Below are 17,185 nucleotides of genomic sequence, written 5' to 3' on the forward strand. Positions count from 1 at the left end.
AACATCGACTTCACCAACCTGAAGCAAACTCGCACAGATGCGACGGTGAACTTTAACTGGGGTGGTGTTTCTCCAGATCCGTCCATTGGTGCAGATACGTTCTCAGTGCGTTGGACAGGTCAGGTACAAGCCAAGTACAGCGAGACTTACAATTTCTACACCACTAGTGATGATGGGGTGCGACTGTGGGTGAATGGTCAGCAAATCATCAATAAGTTTGTCAATCAATCCGCCACAGAATACAGTGGCGCGATCGCACTGGTTGCAGGTCAAAAGTACGAGATTAAACTCGAATACTACGAAAATCAGTACTCTGCTGTTTCCCAACTAGCTTGGTCAAGCTCCTCTCAGACCAAAGAAATCATTCCCCAGTCCCAACTGTATTCACCAGCTCTTCAGCCCACCATTACATTAGGATCATCTTCCACCATTGTGAACGAAGGTGACGGGACTGTAACCTTGACTGTGCTGCGAAGTGGTGATCTAAGCGGTACATCTTCAATTAAGTATGCCACTCAAAGTGGTACTGCAAAAGTAGGGGATGACTACGGCAATGGAGGCGAGGAAGTCGAGGGGACACTCACCTTTGCACCAGGAGAAACTAGCAAACAGGTAGCAATTCGAATCGTTAACGATAACATCATAGAAACAGATAAAGCCTTTAGTTTCCTCATTGATCAGCCAGAGGGAGCAACACTAGGAACCCAAAGAACTTTGGGAATTACGATTCAAGACAATGATGGTCAAAGTCTAAGTTTTACTCAGCCACAAGTTAATGAAAATGTCGGTAATGCCACGATAAAAGTTACACGGGCTAACGGTTCGGGGGCTGCAAGTGTCAACTATACAACCGTTGATGGAACAGCTAAAGCTGGCTCTGACTACCAGGCTATATCTGGAACCTTGACCTTTGCAATAGGAGAAACCAGCAAGAACATTTTGATTGCCATTAAGGATGACACCATTCAGGAAGCAGATGAAGCATTTACTTTGAAGTTTAGTAATGCAGTTGGGATGGTATTGCCTAGTAATCCGGCGGCAACTATAACTATCTTCGGTAATGACTCCAGTTTTAATAAAAACACTTTGGTTTCTGGGTTAGATCAACCCACAGAGTTTGACTGGTCAGCTGACAATAAGCTCATGTTCATTGCCCAAAAAGATGGGATAGTAAAGGTGTTTAACACCGTCACCAACACCTTAGAAGCAAAACCATTTATCGATATTTCTTCAGAGGTAAATAATATAAGCGATCGCGGTTTGTTAGGCATGGCCGTACATCCAGATTTTGGCAAGAGTGCGAACGGCAACAACTACGTTTATCTGTTATTTACCTACGATCCAGTAGAAACCAATCCAAACAATCCCAAGAACAATCCTAATAGCAACTTAGACAATCCCGATAGGGGAGGTAACCGTGCAGCACGGCTAGTTCGGGTGAAAGCTGACCCAAATACTGGTTACAAAACTGCGATCGCAGGCAGTCAAGTGATATTATTAGGCAAAAATAGCACTTGGGACAACATCAGCCGCCCAGACACTGACAGCACAGCGGTTAATATTACTGACGAAACAAAGAACGCTGGGCCATCAGGTATTAAAAACAAAACAACTGGCCAGCTATTTGCCAATGTCCAGGATTATCTCAACGCTATCAAAAACAACAACATTACCAACGTCCAGGATTTTATCGCCACCGACAGTTCAACTCACTCTGTTGGTAGCGTGCGCTTTGGTAACGATGGGACTCTGTTTGTGAGCCTTGGTGATGCTACTTCCTATAACCGAGCCGACCCCCGAGCAGTTCGCGTCCAGGATATTGATAATCTGTCCGGCAAGATCCTGCACATTGATGCCATTACTGGTCAAGGTTTATCAACTAATCCTTACTACAACGGTGATCCCAATAGTAATCGTTCTAAAGTCTATAACTCAGGTGTGCGTAATGCCTTCCGCATCGCCATAAATCAAGAAAGCAATATTCCCTTTATCGGCGATGTGGGCTGGTACTCTTGGGAAGAGGTGAATACTGGTGGGCCAGGCAAAAACTTTGGCTGGCCATACTTTGAGGGTGGATATGATTCAAATGGCAATCTCGTCAACCTCAAACAATTCGTTTATTCTCAACTAGATTCAGCGGCAGAGTTCTACAATACTGCTGGCAAAACCGCTACACCACCCATTTACGCCTATGATCATTCAAACGGTGCGACTTCGATCATTGTAGGTGATTTTTACACGGGTGGTGGCTTTAACAATGCTTTGTTTATCGGTAATCCCACCAAAGGAACTATCACTGCTTTAACCTTGGACAATCAGGGTAAAGTTGCCTCAACTACACAGTTTGCTTCTACTGGAGGGGCCCCTGTGGATATTAGGGCTGGAGATGATGGCAAGCTTTACTACGTAGACTTGGCATTAGGTAAGATTGATAGCTGGGAACCTGTTTAAAGTTCAAAATTAAATAGGAGTCCCATAGGATCATTTTGCTCAAGATAACTTTGTCAGAAATCCCAACAATTTTTTGGTATTTGATGTCAAAAGTGTACGACGATAAGCATCAGCGGCTTTTTTAATCGCTTCGGCTTGAGTGGGATAAGGATGAATCACACTGCTTAACTTACTCAAGCCGATCTTATTCACCATTGCCGTAGTTATTTCCGAGATCATTTCACCTGCATGACTGGCGACAATAGTTGCACCGATAATTTCATCAGACCCCTTTTTATGATGGATTTTGACAAATCCTGATTCTTCACCATCTGCGATCGCTCGGTCTACACTACTAAAAGGTATGTTGATTGTCGTCACCTGAATACCCAATTTCTGCGCCTCGTGTTCATACAACCCAACATGGGCAATTTCTGGGTCAGTGTAAGTTACCCACGGCATTACCAGACTACTGAGTTTGGAGCGTCCTAAGCCAAAGGGAGAAAACAGCGTATTCTTAATCACAATCCGCGCTGCTGCATCAGCAGCATGGGTAAACTTCCAGTTCATACAGATATCGCCAGCCGCATAAATTTTGGGATTGGTCGTCTGGAGATAATCATTTACCTTCACACCTTGGCGCTTGTCGTATTCCACCCCCACTGATTCTAAATTCAAACCTTCCACATTTGGCGATCGCCCCGCACCAACTAAAATTTCATCTACTGTTACCGAATCTCGATGACCATTGGAGGAAAAGTAAAGCCGTTTCCCCTCTGTGACAGTTACCACTTCTTCCAACTTGGAATTCAGCACCACGCGAATTCCTTCGTTAATTAAGACCTTTTGCAGAATTTTGGCAGCCTCAGCATCTTCTTTATTCAGAAGATGAGAACCGCTATGGAAAAGTACCACCTCAGAACCCAAGCGCCGGAAAGCTTGCGCCAATTCGCAACCAATGGGGCCGCCACCAATCACCGCTAAACGTTCCGGTCGTTGAATCAGCGAAAAAACCGTCTCATTAGTTAGATAACCCGCCTTTTCAATTCCCGGAATCGACAATTGTGCAGCTCTTGCGCCAGTCGCAATCACAGCTTTTTTAAATCGGAGGGTTTTGTCGCCAACTTCTACGGTATTTTTACTCGCAAATCGACCGTTACCTAAAAAGACATCCACACCCAAGTTTTTAAACCGCTCCGCCGAGTCGTTATGGCTAATATCAGCCCTTATTCGTCGCATTCTTGCCATAACTTTGGGAAAATCAACATCAATATTATGTTTGGGAATATTAACTCCCAAGTTTTGAGCATCCCAAATTTCCCCAACCACGCGAGCAGACCGAATAATAGTTTTAGATGGTACGCAACCAACATTTAAGCAATCTCCACCCATGAGATGCTTTTCAATTATCGCCACTTTTAAACCCAAATCCAGACCCGCCGCCCCCGCAGCCACCACTAAACCCGCCGTACCAGCCCCAATTACTACCAAATCGTAGACATCTGCCGGTTCAGGATTAACCCAATTTGGCGGATGAACGTAAGACACCAACTTTTGGTTATACTCATCTGTTGGGCGAACCGTAACTCTCTCTAAATCTGAATTGGTCATTGGCTAAACCCCTCTTAAGAATTGAAAATACTAAAGTCAACTGCCTTTTAAGGAAATTCAAAATTCAAAATTCAAAATTCCGGTAAACTTAGGCGGCTCAGTCTTTTATTTTTTATGCTTGTTTAATAACGAATACAACCTTTGAACTGTTTTGTCCGTTTGAGAATTGACAAATACGATTGAAGCTTTCCTGTATAAACATTTCAGTAATCGATAATTTACAGCAATTTGCAGTTCAATAGACGGCAGTAAGGGCGTAAGAATTGTACGCCCTTACAATTCATTTTCTAAAGCTTTGCGTGCAATCCGGGTGACATAAACTGTCACAGCTACTGTAGCAATCAAACCCAAAATCCTAATTGCCCATTGCAAAGTCGGGTTGGTAGGTTGAGCTTCAGTACCAATCATGGCAAGATTGCCTGCAAGGGAACCAATATAAACGTACATAATGGTTCCAGGAACCATGCCTACAGAGCCGATAAAGTAATCTTTAAGTGAGACTCCTGTGATGCCAAAGGCATAATTTAATAAATTGAAAGGAAATATCGGGGACAATCGCGTTAACAGGACAATTTTTAATCCTTCTCTACCAACCGCTTGGTCAATGGCGGCAAATTTTTTGTTATCTGCGATTTTCCGAGCAATCCAGCCCCTTGCTAAATAACGTCCCACAAGAAAAGCAGCAGTAGCGCCAAGGGTTGCACCGATAAACACGTAGAGAGAACCCCAAACTGCACCAAAAATCACACCCGCTCCCAAGGTGAGAATAGAACCTGGGAAAAAAGCGACGGTAGCGATAATGTAAAGAGCAATAAAAGCTATGGCTCCTAATGCACCCAGGCTATCAATCCATTGCAACGAGTCCCGTAAAATGGCTTGGGGATTAAAAGAATTTGGATTTGCAGATTCTTGTGCCAAAGCCGGGTCTGTGTTTAATGCGAAAGCGATCGCCAATAGCAGTAATATTAATCCACTTAAGCTGAAAAACCTCTGCAAGTTTCTGGCATCAATATAGCGGTTCCCACTCAGATGTGGTACAAAATTATATCGCCAAGTGTAGGGGCACGGCACTGCCGTGCCCCTACGGGTGTACCTCACATAAACGAGAACCCCTATATTTTTAAATATCTGAATGATTGTTAGTTTTGTCATGGGTTGTGATTTCTTCTAATGCCACACTTTGAGCTAAAGCTTTTTGAGCAACTTTTGTGATATATACAGTCACGGCAACGGTAGCAATCAACCCAACTACTCGCATTATCCATTGCCAGACTTGAGTTTCTGGAGTAATTGGTTGATGAGCCGTGTCAATCATGGCAAGATTACCAGCTAACGAACCAATATAAACGTACATCAAAGTACCGGGAATGATACCAAAGGAACCTAATATATAGTCTTTGAGGGAAACCTGTGTTACTCCAAAAGCATAATTCAATAAATTGAAAGGAAAAACGGGACAGAGACGAGTCAACAAGACAATTTTCCATCCTTCTTTAGCAACTGCCAAATCAATTGCTTTAAATTTAGGATGTTTTTCCATTAGTCGAGAAACCCAATCTCGTGAAAGGTAGCGTCCAATGATAAAAGCCAAGGTTGCTCCGACTATTGCAGCAATTAGCACATATATTGACCCCCAAAATACTCCAAACAGACAACCGCCTTTGAGCGTTAGGAGGGAACCGGGTATAAACAGTAATGTTGCCAAGTTGTAAATGACTATGTAAGCGATAGGCCCTAAAACGCCAAGACTCTCAACCCAAATGACTGAGGTTTGTAAAAGTCCCTGAAAGTTAAATTGTTTAGCGACAATTATAAGAGTGGCAATTAGGCAACTTAAGAGTAGTAGTTTGAGTTTGGGATTTAATACAAGCTTCCTCATTTTTATAAGTTTTACATTTAGAATCTGAAATTTCGTGTTTAGAACCTGAAGCTTCGTGTTCAGAACTTGAAATTTCGTGTTCAGAACCTGAAGCTTCGTGTTCAGAACTTGAAAGTTCGTGTTCAGAACTTGAAACTTGGTGTTTAGAACCTGAAGCTTCGTGTTATGACCCTTAATACTTCAAATCCAATGCCCTTAAGATATATCACCCAGATGAGAAACAGCTTAAATTCTCTTAAATTTTTCTCGGCGATACCAGCGACGAATACGCTCAGGGGAAACGCCAAGTAAATAAGCAGTAATTACTATTTGATTAAGTAGAGTGGTTTTGAGCACTCCCTTTTGCAACCATCTACGAGCTGAAGTAATAACTGGTGTGGGGATAATTACAATGCGTCCTATGCGTTTTAACCGACGCATGAGTTCAAAGTCTTCCATGATAGGCAATTCAGGAAAACCGCCAATTTGCTGAAATACTGCTTTTGTAAAAAAAATTGCTTGGTCGCCGTATGGCATTTGATAAAAATGCGATCGCACATTTATTCCCCACTCCACCCATCGTAAACTTAAAAGTGATGCATCAATCCGCAATTTAAACGCACCAGCCACAGTCCCAGGCTGTTGTAACGCTGTGCGAACCATGTTATCAAACCCAGCAGGTAAACAGGTATCTGCATGGAGAAAGAGCAGAATCTCCCCGGTAGCAGCTACAGCACCCCTGTTCATTTGAGCAGCACGACCTGGAGACGATGAGATAACTTTGACACCTAAAGACTCAGCTATTTCTATAGTGTCATCTTTGGAGCCACCATCTACGATGATTACTTCTATATTTGTATTGGGTTGAGTAGTTGCAATTGCTTCTTTGATATTCCCTGCTTCATTAAGAGTCGGAATAATAATAGAAATTCTAGCTGCGTCAATATTCTGACTCATAATTGCTTACAATTTAGCTAAAGTTGATGTCATCCTCAAGATAATCCCCATGACAGCTATCACCGTCAACTTGAACCCCATCATTCAACTTACCGACAACCAATTTTATCAACTCTGTCGGGAAAACCCTGAAGTCAAATTTGAACGGAATGCAGAGGGAAAACTACTAATAATGCCACCCACAGGCGGAGAAACAGGAAATCGCAACTCAGAAATTTCGGCAGATTGTGTGATTTGGAATCGCCAAACTAAACTAGGAATTTGCTTTGATTCTTCTACCTGCTTTAAACTTCCCAATGGTGCAAACCGTTCTCCTGATGTAGCTTGGATAAGAAAAGAGAGATGGAATTCACTCACACCTGAAGAACAAGAAAAATTCCCGCCCATTGCTCCAGATTTTGTTTTAGAGTTAATTTCACCAAGTGATAGTTTGCGAGAAACGCAAGCCAAAATGCAGGAATATATCGATAACGGAGTTAAATTAGGCTGGTTAATTAATCCGAAAATGCGTCAGGTAGAAATCTATCGTATTGGTAAACCAATAGAAACACTAGCATCTCCCCAAGAATTATCGGGAGAAGATGTTTTACCAGGATTTATTTTAAATTTGCAAATAATCTGGGGATAAATATTTGCTATCGCACTCGCACCTGCGAAATGTGGGTTACAGGGTTGTTCATAGCATTGACATCGTAATGCTTATGGAAACCACCAGTGACTTCTATTGTTGTAAAACTGAAACCGTCCAAAGCCGAGAAATTGTCCGTGGGATTTCTCACCCACTGGGAACGCTGTCACACCCAGTAAATAGACACCAGAAAAGCTGGGATTTTTCACAGGGCGGAGGGCGATTGTAACTGTCTGTCCCGGAGTGACAGGCGGTTCAAAGTTCACAGTAACTGTGCGCGTCTCGCGTTCCCTGGTGACTGGGCCTAGTGTTAGCCGAGATTCTTTGCGCTCGCTCGTTCCGACAAAGGCGCGGGTATCATGAAGATCATAGCGGATGTTTTCTGCTCCTTCTTTTTGTGCGATCGTTACCTTCTGGAGGGATTCTCCAGCATTCTCCGGCACGTTAATCGTGAAATAGTAAGTTGCGCCCCAAACATTCACATCTTTATAAGTAGTTGTCGCCTCAACAAGTTTTGGCGGTTGGACAAAGTAGACTTTGCCATCCCTAAGCTGCACCGCTTGAGTCATCGGAACAACAACTCCCCCAATACCAATTGCTAACGAAAGTGTTATCCCCAACAAAGTTGCAACGCGCATGATTCAGATACAAAAAACGCCCTCATTTCAATTTTAGTTCTTTGGGAATGAGCGACTTGGGTATAATAGAAGCTTGTTTTTCCCAATCAGAAGATTTCGTGTACCACCAAGCCCAAGCAATTAAAACTGCTTGAAAGGGAAGTCTGAATACGTGTAGCCAAGGTGAATTTGGTATATGTTCAATCTTAATAAGATTAACCGCCATATTAATATTGGCAGGGTAAACAGCAATAAAAAGAGCAAGAAGTCCCCAAGCAGCAGCTTGACTTACAGGCGGGACTAATAAACCGATACCACCCAAAATTTCATAAAAGCCACTCAGATAAACTAATCCTAAAGGGTAAGGTAGTCGTGGTGGAACAATTTTGGCATATTCTTCCGGAACAAGGAAGTGTGTCACTCCAACCACAATGATGCATATAGCAAAAATTACTCGTAATACTTCCTTATACTTATTCATGATTTTGACTCATTATATACTTGTGTCTATTACTTAAGTTTGACTGACAGATGTTAATCTGACTTGAGTCAATAGGAGGAAAAATTGACAAAAATTTCCAAAATACCACTTAATTAAGAGATTTATCTAATTGCCGATCACATCTTACAAGTAAGCGACTGATTCTTTAATCCAATTATTCATAAAAATATGAGCGATGCCTTTAACCGACTTGCACCCTTCATTCAGGAATATATTTATCATCACCAGTGGACTGAATTGCGGCCAGTTCAAATTGCCGCTTGTCAAGTTATATTTGACACCGATGCTCATTTGCTCGTTACTGCTGCAACTGCTGCGGGTAAAACAGAAGCAGCCTTTCTCCCAGTTTTGACTCTATTACATGCCAACCCTGCTGCAACCATAGGGGCATTATATATTAGTCCAATCAAAGCTTTAATTAACGATCAATTTGAGCGCCTCAACGACTTACTTAAAGAAGCAGACATTCCAGTTTGGCACTGGCACGGTGATGTTTCTCAAAGTCGCAAAAACAAGCTTTTAAAGAATCCTCAAGGCATTCTTCAAATTACACCAGAATCTCTAGAAAGTTTGTTAATTAACAAAAATAACGACCTCCTCCGCTTATTTGGTGACTTAAGATTTGTCATCATTGATGAAATTCACGCCTTTATGGGTTCGGAACGCGGTTGTCAAATTATTTGCCAATTACAACGTTTAGCAAAGTTGACGCAAAAGCAACCGCGCCGTATTGGTTTGTCGGCAACTCTTGGTGATTACTCACTAGCTGAAGAATGGTTGCGATCAGGAACAGATAAGCCAGTCATTACGCCGAAAACTGACGGGATAAAACGCCAAATCAAACTAGCTTTAGAACATTTTTATATTACTGATGAAGTAGATGAATCAGAGGCAACAGATTATGAACAATATATTTTCAACCTCAGCAAATCTCGCAAATGCCTAATATTTGCTAATAATCGCACACGCACCGAATCTGTAATCGCATCTTTGCGACAAATTGCCACAGAACAAGGGCTACCAGATATATATCATGTGCATCATGGGAGTATATCTGCTAGCTTACGGCAAGCAGCTGAAAACGCGATGCGCGGACCCAACAATCCAGCAGTTACCGCCGCTACTCTGACTTTAGAATTAGGTATAGATATCGGTCACTTAGAGCGAGTTATTCAGTTAGAATCACCGTTGTCTGTAGCTAGCTTTTTACAGCGTTTAGGACGTAGCGGCAGAAGAGGTGAAGCTGCCGATATGCGCTTTATCTGCGCCGAAGATCAACCATTATCAGAAGCTTCTCTACCAGAGCAAATACCCTGGCAACTTTTGCAGTCTATCGCTATAATTCAGCTTTATTTAGAGGAGCAATGGATTGAACCAATCAGACCGATTAAATATCCTTTTAGTTTGCTTTATCACCAAACAATGAGTATTTTAACAGCAATGGGGGAAATTTCACCTAATGCACTAGCTAAACAAGTTTTTAGCCTGCCGCCTTTTACTGCTATTTCCAAAGAGGATTTTCAATTATTACTACGCTATTTAATTGATATTGGTCATATTCAGCATACTGAACAAGGTAAATTAATCTTGGGTTTAGTAGGAGAAAAGATTGTAAGAAAATTCCAATTTTATGCTGTCTTTGCTGAACAGCAAGAATATATTGTTAAGCAAGGTGCAACGCAAATTGGCAGTATTGTCACGCCGCCTGCTGTTGGGAATCAATTTGCTTTAGCTGGGAGAACTTGGGAAGTCGTAGAAGTTGACTTTAAAAAGAAGGCTATTTTTGTTAAACAAGCCGAGGGGAAAGCTAGTATTTATTGGCGTGGTGGTAGTGGTACTATTCACACCAAAGTTTTGCGACGAATGCAACAGGTTCTATTTGATAATGTCGAGTACAGCTATTTGCAAAAAAATGCTTTGCAACGTTTACGTCAAGTCCGTCAATTGGTGCAGCAGGTTGGATTAGATAAACAAAATATCTTGCAATTGGAAAAAGGTAAATGCTGCATCTTTCCTTGGATGGGTACGGTTGCTTACCGCACCTTAGAAAGATTACTCAACTCTTACTGTCGAGAATCATTGGAAATTACAAGTATCGGCGGAGTAAATCCCTATTATTTAATAATTAAATTAGGCAAGGATAAATTTAAATATCTTTATCATGAAATTGCTTCATTGTGTGAGCAAAGAATTACCTCAGAAGATTTACTCAGTACTTCAGAAGCACCAGAAATTCAAAAGTATGATCAATTTATTCCTCATCCACTTTTACGAAAAGCTTTTGCTAGCGATTATTTAGATATGAGAGAACTCAAACAGCAAGTGGTTTCATGGAGAGAATAAACAACAGTAAAATCCTTTAATTCCCTGAAAATTGCTAAAATTCCTAAAAATTATTAGTAGGTAATCCAGTAACATCAGTTTCGAGAGTAAACAAATCACCAGCGTAGAAACTTTTTTCGATCTCTGCTTGGCTCAGTCCTACTGAAGCAGTAGTAATGTAGAGTGTTTGCAAATCCTCGCCTCCAAAAGTACAACTGGTTGGCAATTGTACAGGTAGCTTTACCCGTAATATCTCTTCACCCTTGGGGGTGAAACGAATCACACACCATCCATCCCACATAGCTGACCAAATATGTCCTTCACTGTCTATTGTCAACCCATCTGGGTAGAAGGGTTCATTAGTTAAATCAACAAAGATCCGACGATTAGTAATGTTTCCTGTTAGTGAATTAAAGTCGTAAGCGTATATTTTTTGCTGAGGAGAATCTGTTAAGTAAAATGTCTTTTGATCGGGACTCCAGCCCAGACCATTAGAGATAGTCAATTCCGTTTCCATCACATGCAATGAACCGTCTTGATCATAGCGATAGAGGCTAGCCTGGGGTTTTTCCAAAGTACACATTGAGCCGAACCAAAAACGACCTTGAGGGTCAAATTTACCATCATTGAGACGGTTATCCGGTAGATTTTCTTCAATTTCCAAAATGGTATTAACTTCACCTGTCTGGGTGTTGAGAAATGCCAGGTGATGGCGCAGTGCGATAATTAATCTATCTACACCTGCTGTTGCGATCGCACCTACAACATCTCCGACATCAAAAAAGCAGTTTTTCCCTGTGGCAGGATGAAACTGATGCACCCGATGGTTAAAAATATCGACCCAGTACAGTAGGTTTTGGCTAGAGTCCCACATGGGGCCTTCACCTAAGCGGGCACGGGCTTCTAGAACATTATGGAGTGGATATTGCAACTTGTTCATTATATTAACCAACAACACCATTTACAGAAAGCAATTTCAGTGAAATTGACGCAATGCATTCAAAAAGGTTTGCTTACTTATAGACAACAGGCAAAAATATTATTTATATTCAAGTAAAAACTAAAGACGTGATGAATTGCGTCTTTCCCAGGTAAAAGAAAAACTCATCCTTTTGACTAATGCTCAGATTCCCAATTTTTTAGAGGATGTCTGAGAAGTATCAAATATTTCTTGATCACCCGTAACCCCCTTAATAAATGGGGAATAACAGTCTTAAAGTCCCCCTTAAAAAGGAGGAGTTAGGGGGATCTCTAAGGGTTAGGCCTATACAAAAGAACTTTTCAGACATCCTCTTAGATAAGTTGGAAATCTTCTTCTTAAACAGCTTGTAAAATCTCCTCATCTACAGAGAAATCAACATCAGCTTTGTCTTTCGCATTAGCCAAATAATCATTTTCCAGAGAGTCTTGTAACCCAGAAATTAAATCATATTCAGGTTGCCAGTTTAATTCTGTTTGCGCTTTGTTCACCGAAGCAAAGAAATGCTGTACTCGCATTGGAAAAGCTTTGCGCTTGCCGAAATCAAACTTTTTCGGGTCGTAATGAACGATTTTTACAGCATCAGGTGATTTACCAGCCGCGATCGCACTAGCACGGGCTAAACCATCAAAAGTGACAAAGCGATCGCCAGAGATATTATAAATCTGTCCTATGGCTTGTTCATTACCCAAAACCTGAGCCATTGCCTGTGCTAAGTCTTTTACATGACCTAGCTGCGTGATGTGCAACCCATTTCCGGGGATTGGAATGGGGCGATCACGCACAATTCTGTCAAAAAACCAACCTTCCAACTGATTATAATTACGAGGCCCGTAAATATAAGTAGGACGAATAGAGGTAAAGGGCAATCCCAATTGAGTCAAGTAAGCTTCTGTTTCATGTTTACCCTTATGGCGACTTTTAGGATCTACTGGATCACCTTCTACATGGGGCAATTGGTCAGATTTGAGATATACTCCCGCAGAACTCATATACACAAAATGTTGCACTCGACCTTGAAAAATTTCTGCTAGAGGTTGAGTATCAGTAAGTTCCCGCCCGTTATTGTCAAAAATGACATCAAAGTTTTCTTGTGATAACTTTGCTTTTAATTGAGTAGCATCAGTGCGATCGCCTATAATTTGTCCTACTCCCTGTAAAGAAGGTGCTGGTCTATTTCCACGATTGAACAGCACCACCTCATGTCCTTGTTCCACTAGTAGTTGAGTTAAATAGACACCAATGAACCGAGTACCACCCATAATTAAAATTCGCATAAATTCACCATTTCTATATCAGTTGTCGTCAAAGGATTGGGAACTGGAGACTGACGACTAGGGAAAAGGCTAAGAGGCAGGAGAATAATCAAAATGCCTAATGCCCAATGTCCCATGCCCAATCCCCAAGCCGCAATGCCCAATCTGAGATTATCAGGTTGCAGCATCCATCTGGAACCTCTGAGGGAAAGATTGCGTCTTATGTGCTAATCTGGGGCGCTTCCCGTTAATTAATCACAAGGGGAAACTTTTCAGTTAACGTCATCAAGTTGGCTTTTGTATTTTCCATTTATTCAAGTTAGCTGTGCCCTTGAAATATGCTCTGGTTCATGAGTGGCTGACACCCAAAGCCACCGGTGGTTCAGAACTCGTTGTACGAGAAATTTTGAATCACATTGATGCTGATTTGTATGCTCTCATTGATTTTGAATCCAGCAATCCTGAAAGTTATTTATATAAGCGTCAGATTGGTAAGACGTTTCTTCAGGACTTTCCCTATGCCCGTAACGGTATACAAAAATACTTGCCTTTGTGGCCTTTGGCAATTGAACAACTTGATTTACGGCATTATGACGTAATTCTGTCTTCATCTCACGCTGTTGCCAAAGGAATCCTTACCACTCCCGAACAGATGCATATTTGCTACTGCCACAGCCCTATGCGCTATGCCTGGGACTTGACCTTTGATTATCTGCGTCACAGCAAAATGGGTAGTGGTTTCGCTGGATGGGTGACACGATATTTATTACATCGTTTGCGCCAGTGGGATGTATTGAGTGCCAATCGCGTTGATTACTTCATTGCCAACTCGCAACATACGGCTCGGCGGATTTGGCGTTGCTATCGGCGAGAAGCAACAGTCATTTACCCACCAGTGAATATTGCGGAATTTCCGTTTCTGTCTGAGAAAGAGGACTTTTACCTGACAGTTTCCCGGTTAGTGAGTTACAAGCAAGTATCGTTGATTGTCAAGGCTTTTAATCAACTAAAACGACCATTAGTAGTCATTGGTACAGGAGATGAAATGAACAAGATTCGCGAGATGGCAAACTCCAATATCCAAATATTGGGATGGCAACCCGATAATGTGGTAAAAAAATATATGTCTAGGGCTAAGGCGTTTGTGTATGCAGCTTGTGAAGATTTTGGTATTGCCCTAGTGGAAGCACAGGCCTGTGGCACGCCAGTGATTGCCTACGGTGCAGGGGGTGCTTTAGAAACAGTGCGAGATATTCGCTCTGGTGCGGATACAGGGACAGGTATATTCTTCAAGACGCAAACAGAGGCGGCTTTGGTGGAGGCAGTAGAAAAGTTTGAAGTGTATGAGGGTTCGTTCAGTTCCGAGTATATGCGATCGCACGCCGCGCAGTTTTCACCGGAAATTTTTGCAGATCGTTATCTAGATTTTGTAAAGAAGTGTAACGAGAAAAGACCGTTTTTGGAATGATGGTCTTGGATAATGTCTGATTTTTTTTAGGCTTTTGGCAATTTCCCCCCAGAAGCACATCATTTTGGCTTTAATATTGGGACTATGTGTGGTGTGGATTATTAAGGAGTATGATGACTGCCCAGAGCTCACTCCTCTCCGGCAAGCGAGGCGTACGGCAAGACACTAGAGCGTCTACGCGTACTTTCTTAAAACGCGGTCAAAAAACAAAGACGCCAAAAGTTAAACCCAAAGGTTTATCTTTTCAGGGTTTAAACGGAGAGTTTGCCAAACGACTGTTTGACATAGTGTTTTCGCTGTCGGTGTTAATTTTGTTCTTCCCCGTCTACTTAATTTTGACCTTGCTGATTGCTTTCAGCTCAGAAGGGCCAATTTTTTATATCCAGGAACGGGTAGGGAAAAATTACAAAGCGTTTAATTGTATTAAATTCCGAACAATGGTAAGCAATGCGGATGAAATCCTCATGCAAATGATGGAAACATCGCCCGAGTTGCGACAAGAATTTGAAAGCAGTTTTAAGCTGAAACAAGACCCCCGGATTACCAAAATTGGTCGATTTTTGCGAATTACTAGCTTAGACGAATTTCCCCAGTTCTGGAACGTCTTAAAAGGGGACATGAGTGTAGTCGGCCCCCGACCTTTAGTAGCAGAAGAACTGCCAAAATACGGTTGTCACATTGATGAGATTTTAACAATCCGTCCAGGAATTACTGGTTTGTGGCAGGTGTCTGGGCGTAATGATATTCCCTACCCTCGGCGAGTCCAAATAGACCTGCATTATGCTCGATTTAGGAATTTCTGGCTTGATTTATGGATCATCTTGAAAACTGTTGATGTGGTCATTCTGCCCAAAAATAACGGGGCATACTGAGTCACTACTTAGGGTCGATTCTGTGGGGCAGTTAATGCCCCTAAATACCAATTCTTGCCGTAAGACTGAACCACTATTCATCTTTGTTTATATAGTTATATACATATTTATGCCTTTCTAGCTAGCTCAGGCTTTTCTAAGTGTGAATACACACTTAGCTTTGCTTTGATTCGGATTTTTGCCAAAAGTCTAATTTAAAATATTTATATTTATTTTATTTAGTCTTCACAAAACTAGAGATATATAAAGTTTTGACCAAAAAATAACGTACACAAAAATAATCTTGATCTATCTAGTACAAGAAATATACATAATTAAACAATCTTGATCTATCTAAGGTTGATATTACGTGTTAAATTACTTTTTATTAAGTATATCTATTTACCGAAAAAGTATCCTAACAATAATAACTCGTAGGTTTCCCATTATGCAATTCAGCAATTAGCTGCTAGGTTGTATCAGATTGGCTGTAACTTTTTAATCTAAAGACAATAAGGTATAATTGAGCATGACGCAACAGAAACGAGCGTTGATTACTGGTATTACTGGTCAAGATGGTTCATATCTAAGTGAGTTTTTGTTGGAACAAGGTTATGAGGTTCATGGCATCATTCGCCGGACTTCTACCTTTAACACAGATCGCATCGATCACATTTATGAAGACCCGCACAAAGAGGGAGTGCGGTTGTTTCTTCACTATGGTGACTTGACAGACGGTACAACGTTGCGGCGCATTTTAGAAGAAGTCAAACCAGTAGAGATTTACAACCTCGGCGCTCAATCCCATGTCAGAGTCAGCTTTGATTCACCAGAATACACAGTGGACGCTGTTGGAATGGGAACCCTGCGTTTGTTAGAAGCAATTCGGGACTACCAACAGCGTACCGGAATTCAAGTGCGATTTTACCAGGCGGGTTCTTCAGAAATGTACGGTCTAGTACAAGCAATACCGCAAACTGAGACAACGCCCTTTTATCCCCGCAGTCCCTATGCCTGTGCGAAAGTTTACGCCCACTGGCAAACTGTAAATTATCGTGAGTCTTATGATTTGTTTGCTTGTAATGGCATACTTTTTAACCACGAGTCACCACGGCGGGGTGAAACCTTTGTAACCCGCAAAATTACTAGAGCAGTGGCTGGTATCGTTGCTGGTAAGCAGAAAAAGATTTATATGGGTAATCTAGATGCCAAGCGAGATTGGGGTTATGCGAAGGATTACGTTAAAGCAATGTGGTTGATGTTGCAGAAAGACCAGCCAGATGATTATGTAATTGCTACTGGTGAAACCCACTCAGTGAAGGAGTTTTTGGAACTGGCATTTAGTTATGTGAATCTCAATTGGCAAGATTATGTAGAGTTTGATGAGCGTTACCTCCGTCCATCTGAGGTAGAGTTGTTAATTGGCGATTCTACCAAAGCACGGCAGAAGTTAGGCTGGACACCATCAGTAACTTTTGAAGAACTAGTGGTCTGTCCCATTAATTTTGCGGGGTTATAATCAAGTGTGATTAAATAGCAATGTGGATGCATTGGTATTCACAAGCAGACAAGCGATCGCAGAAGAAGGAAAAAGGGTGTATGAGCAAAAAGTATCAAATTAATCTGAGTGAATCACAGAGGGAAGAACTACTGGCTCTAGTCAAAAAGGGTTCAGCAAAAGCCAGAGAAATTCGGCGTGCACACAC

The 17,185-nt window shown here is 41.7% G+C and carries 14 protein-coding genes and 1 pseudogene; 6 read left to right on the forward strand and 9 right to left on the reverse strand.

Going from position 1 to position 17,185, the window contains the following annotated elements:
- Positions 1 to 2,451: Calx-beta domain-containing protein (locus tag F8R90_RS27950; RefSeq protein ID WP_196513393.1), on the forward strand; the 2,451-nt coding region annotated here is incomplete at its 5' end.
- A 39-nt stretch (positions 2,452 to 2,490) separates the two neighbouring features.
- Here F8R90_RS27950 and F8R90_RS27955 read toward each other — a convergent pair.
- From F8R90_RS27955 to F8R90_RS27970, 4 genes are all read right to left on the reverse strand, one after another.
- Positions 2,491 to 4,041, reverse strand: coding sequence for a mercuric reductase (locus F8R90_RS27955; protein ID WP_196513394.1), 1,551 nt, complete (start codon positions 4,039 to 4,041; stop codon positions 2,491 to 2,493).
- A gap of 273 nt (positions 4,042 to 4,314) precedes the next feature.
- Complete coding sequence (locus F8R90_RS27960) at positions 4,315 to 5,193, reverse strand: TVP38/TMEM64 family protein (protein WP_230967006.1); 879 nt, start codon at positions 5,191 to 5,193, stop codon at positions 4,315 to 4,317.
- Positions 5,162 to 5,920 (reverse strand): TVP38/TMEM64 family protein, encoded by a 759-nt coding sequence (locus tag F8R90_RS27965; protein WP_196513395.1) that lies wholly within the window; start codon positions 5,918 to 5,920, stop codon positions 5,162 to 5,164. The genes F8R90_RS27960 and F8R90_RS27965 overlap by 32 nt, the downstream gene beginning before the upstream one ends.
- 225 nt (positions 5,921 to 6,145) lie before the next feature.
- Positions 6,146 to 6,856 carry a TIGR04283 family arsenosugar biosynthesis glycosyltransferase gene (locus F8R90_RS27970; RefSeq protein WP_196513396.1) on the reverse strand — a complete coding sequence of 237 codons (711 nt, stop codon included), beginning with the start codon at positions 6,854 to 6,856 and terminating at the stop codon, positions 6,146 to 6,148.
- Between the two features lie 49 nt (positions 6,857 to 6,905).
- Here F8R90_RS27970 and F8R90_RS27975 point away from each other — a divergent pair, with 49 nt between their 5' ends.
- Positions 6,906 to 7,484 (forward strand): Uma2 family endonuclease, encoded by a 579-nt coding sequence (locus F8R90_RS27975; RefSeq protein ID WP_196513397.1) that lies wholly within the window; start codon positions 6,906 to 6,908, stop codon positions 7,482 to 7,484.
- Positions 7,485 to 7,555: 71 nt separating this feature from the next.
- Here the strand turns inward: F8R90_RS27975 and F8R90_RS27980 are convergent, their stop codons facing one another.
- Both F8R90_RS27980 and F8R90_RS27985 read right to left on the reverse strand, forming a co-directional pair.
- Positions 7,556 to 8,122, reverse strand: a complete 567-nt coding sequence (locus F8R90_RS27980) for a DUF2808 domain-containing protein (RefSeq protein WP_196513398.1) — start codon at positions 8,120 to 8,122, stop codon at positions 7,556 to 7,558.
- Between the two features lie 22 nt (positions 8,123 to 8,144).
- A complete protein-coding gene (locus F8R90_RS27985) occupies positions 8,145 to 8,582 on the reverse strand; it encodes a DoxX family protein (protein WP_196513399.1) in 438 nt (145 codons plus the stop codon).
- 189 nt (positions 8,583 to 8,771) lie between these two features.
- Between F8R90_RS27985 and F8R90_RS27990 the strand changes: the two genes are divergently transcribed.
- A complete protein-coding gene (locus F8R90_RS27990) occupies positions 8,772 to 10,946 on the forward strand; it encodes a DEAD/DEAH box helicase (RefSeq protein WP_196513400.1) in 2,175 nt (724 codons plus the stop codon).
- 43 nt (positions 10,947 to 10,989) lie between these two features.
- Here F8R90_RS27990 and F8R90_RS27995 read toward each other — a convergent pair whose 3' ends face one another.
- The 3 genes from F8R90_RS27995 to F8R90_RS28005 form a co-directional block, all read right to left on the reverse strand.
- Positions 10,990 to 11,865: an SMP-30/gluconolactonase/LRE family protein gene (locus F8R90_RS27995; protein WP_230967008.1), complete on the reverse strand. Its 876-nt coding sequence runs from the start codon at positions 11,863 to 11,865 to the stop codon at positions 10,990 to 10,992.
- A gap of 377 nt (positions 11,866 to 12,242) precedes the next feature.
- Complete coding sequence (locus F8R90_RS28000) at positions 12,243 to 13,181, reverse strand: NAD-dependent epimerase/dehydratase family protein (RefSeq protein ID WP_196513402.1); 939 nt, start codon at positions 13,179 to 13,181, stop codon at positions 12,243 to 12,245.
- Positions 13,169 to 13,348 carry a hypothetical protein gene (locus tag F8R90_RS28005; RefSeq protein WP_196513403.1) on the reverse strand — a complete coding sequence of 60 codons (180 nt, stop codon included), beginning with the start codon at positions 13,346 to 13,348 and terminating at the stop codon, positions 13,169 to 13,171. The genes F8R90_RS28000 and F8R90_RS28005 overlap by 13 nt, the downstream gene beginning before the upstream one ends.
- A gap of 137 nt (positions 13,349 to 13,485) precedes the next feature.
- Between F8R90_RS28005 and F8R90_RS28010 the strand changes: the two genes are divergently transcribed.
- The 3 genes and pseudogenes from F8R90_RS28010 to gmd form a co-directional block, all read left to right on the forward strand.
- A complete protein-coding gene (locus F8R90_RS28010; RefSeq protein WP_196513404.1) occupies positions 13,486 to 14,628 on the forward strand; it encodes a glycosyltransferase in 1,143 nt (380 codons plus the stop codon).
- Between the two features lie 113 nt (positions 14,629 to 14,741).
- Complete coding sequence (locus tag F8R90_RS28015) at positions 14,742 to 15,500, forward strand: sugar transferase (RefSeq protein WP_190890087.1); 759 nt, start codon at positions 14,742 to 14,744, stop codon at positions 15,498 to 15,500.
- A 508-nt stretch (positions 15,501 to 16,008) separates the two neighbouring features.
- A pseudogene (gene gmd, locus F8R90_RS28020) lies at positions 16,009 to 16,968 on the forward strand (GDP-mannose 4,6-dehydratase); the annotation flags it as partial.
- Positions 16,969 to 17,185 lie beyond the last annotated feature (217 nt).

The organism is Nostoc sp. NZL, assembly GCF_015714705.1.
In the GTDB taxonomy this organism is placed as follows: Bacteria; Cyanobacteriota; Cyanobacteriia; order Cyanobacteriales; family Nostocaceae; genus Nostoc; species Nostoc foliaceum_A.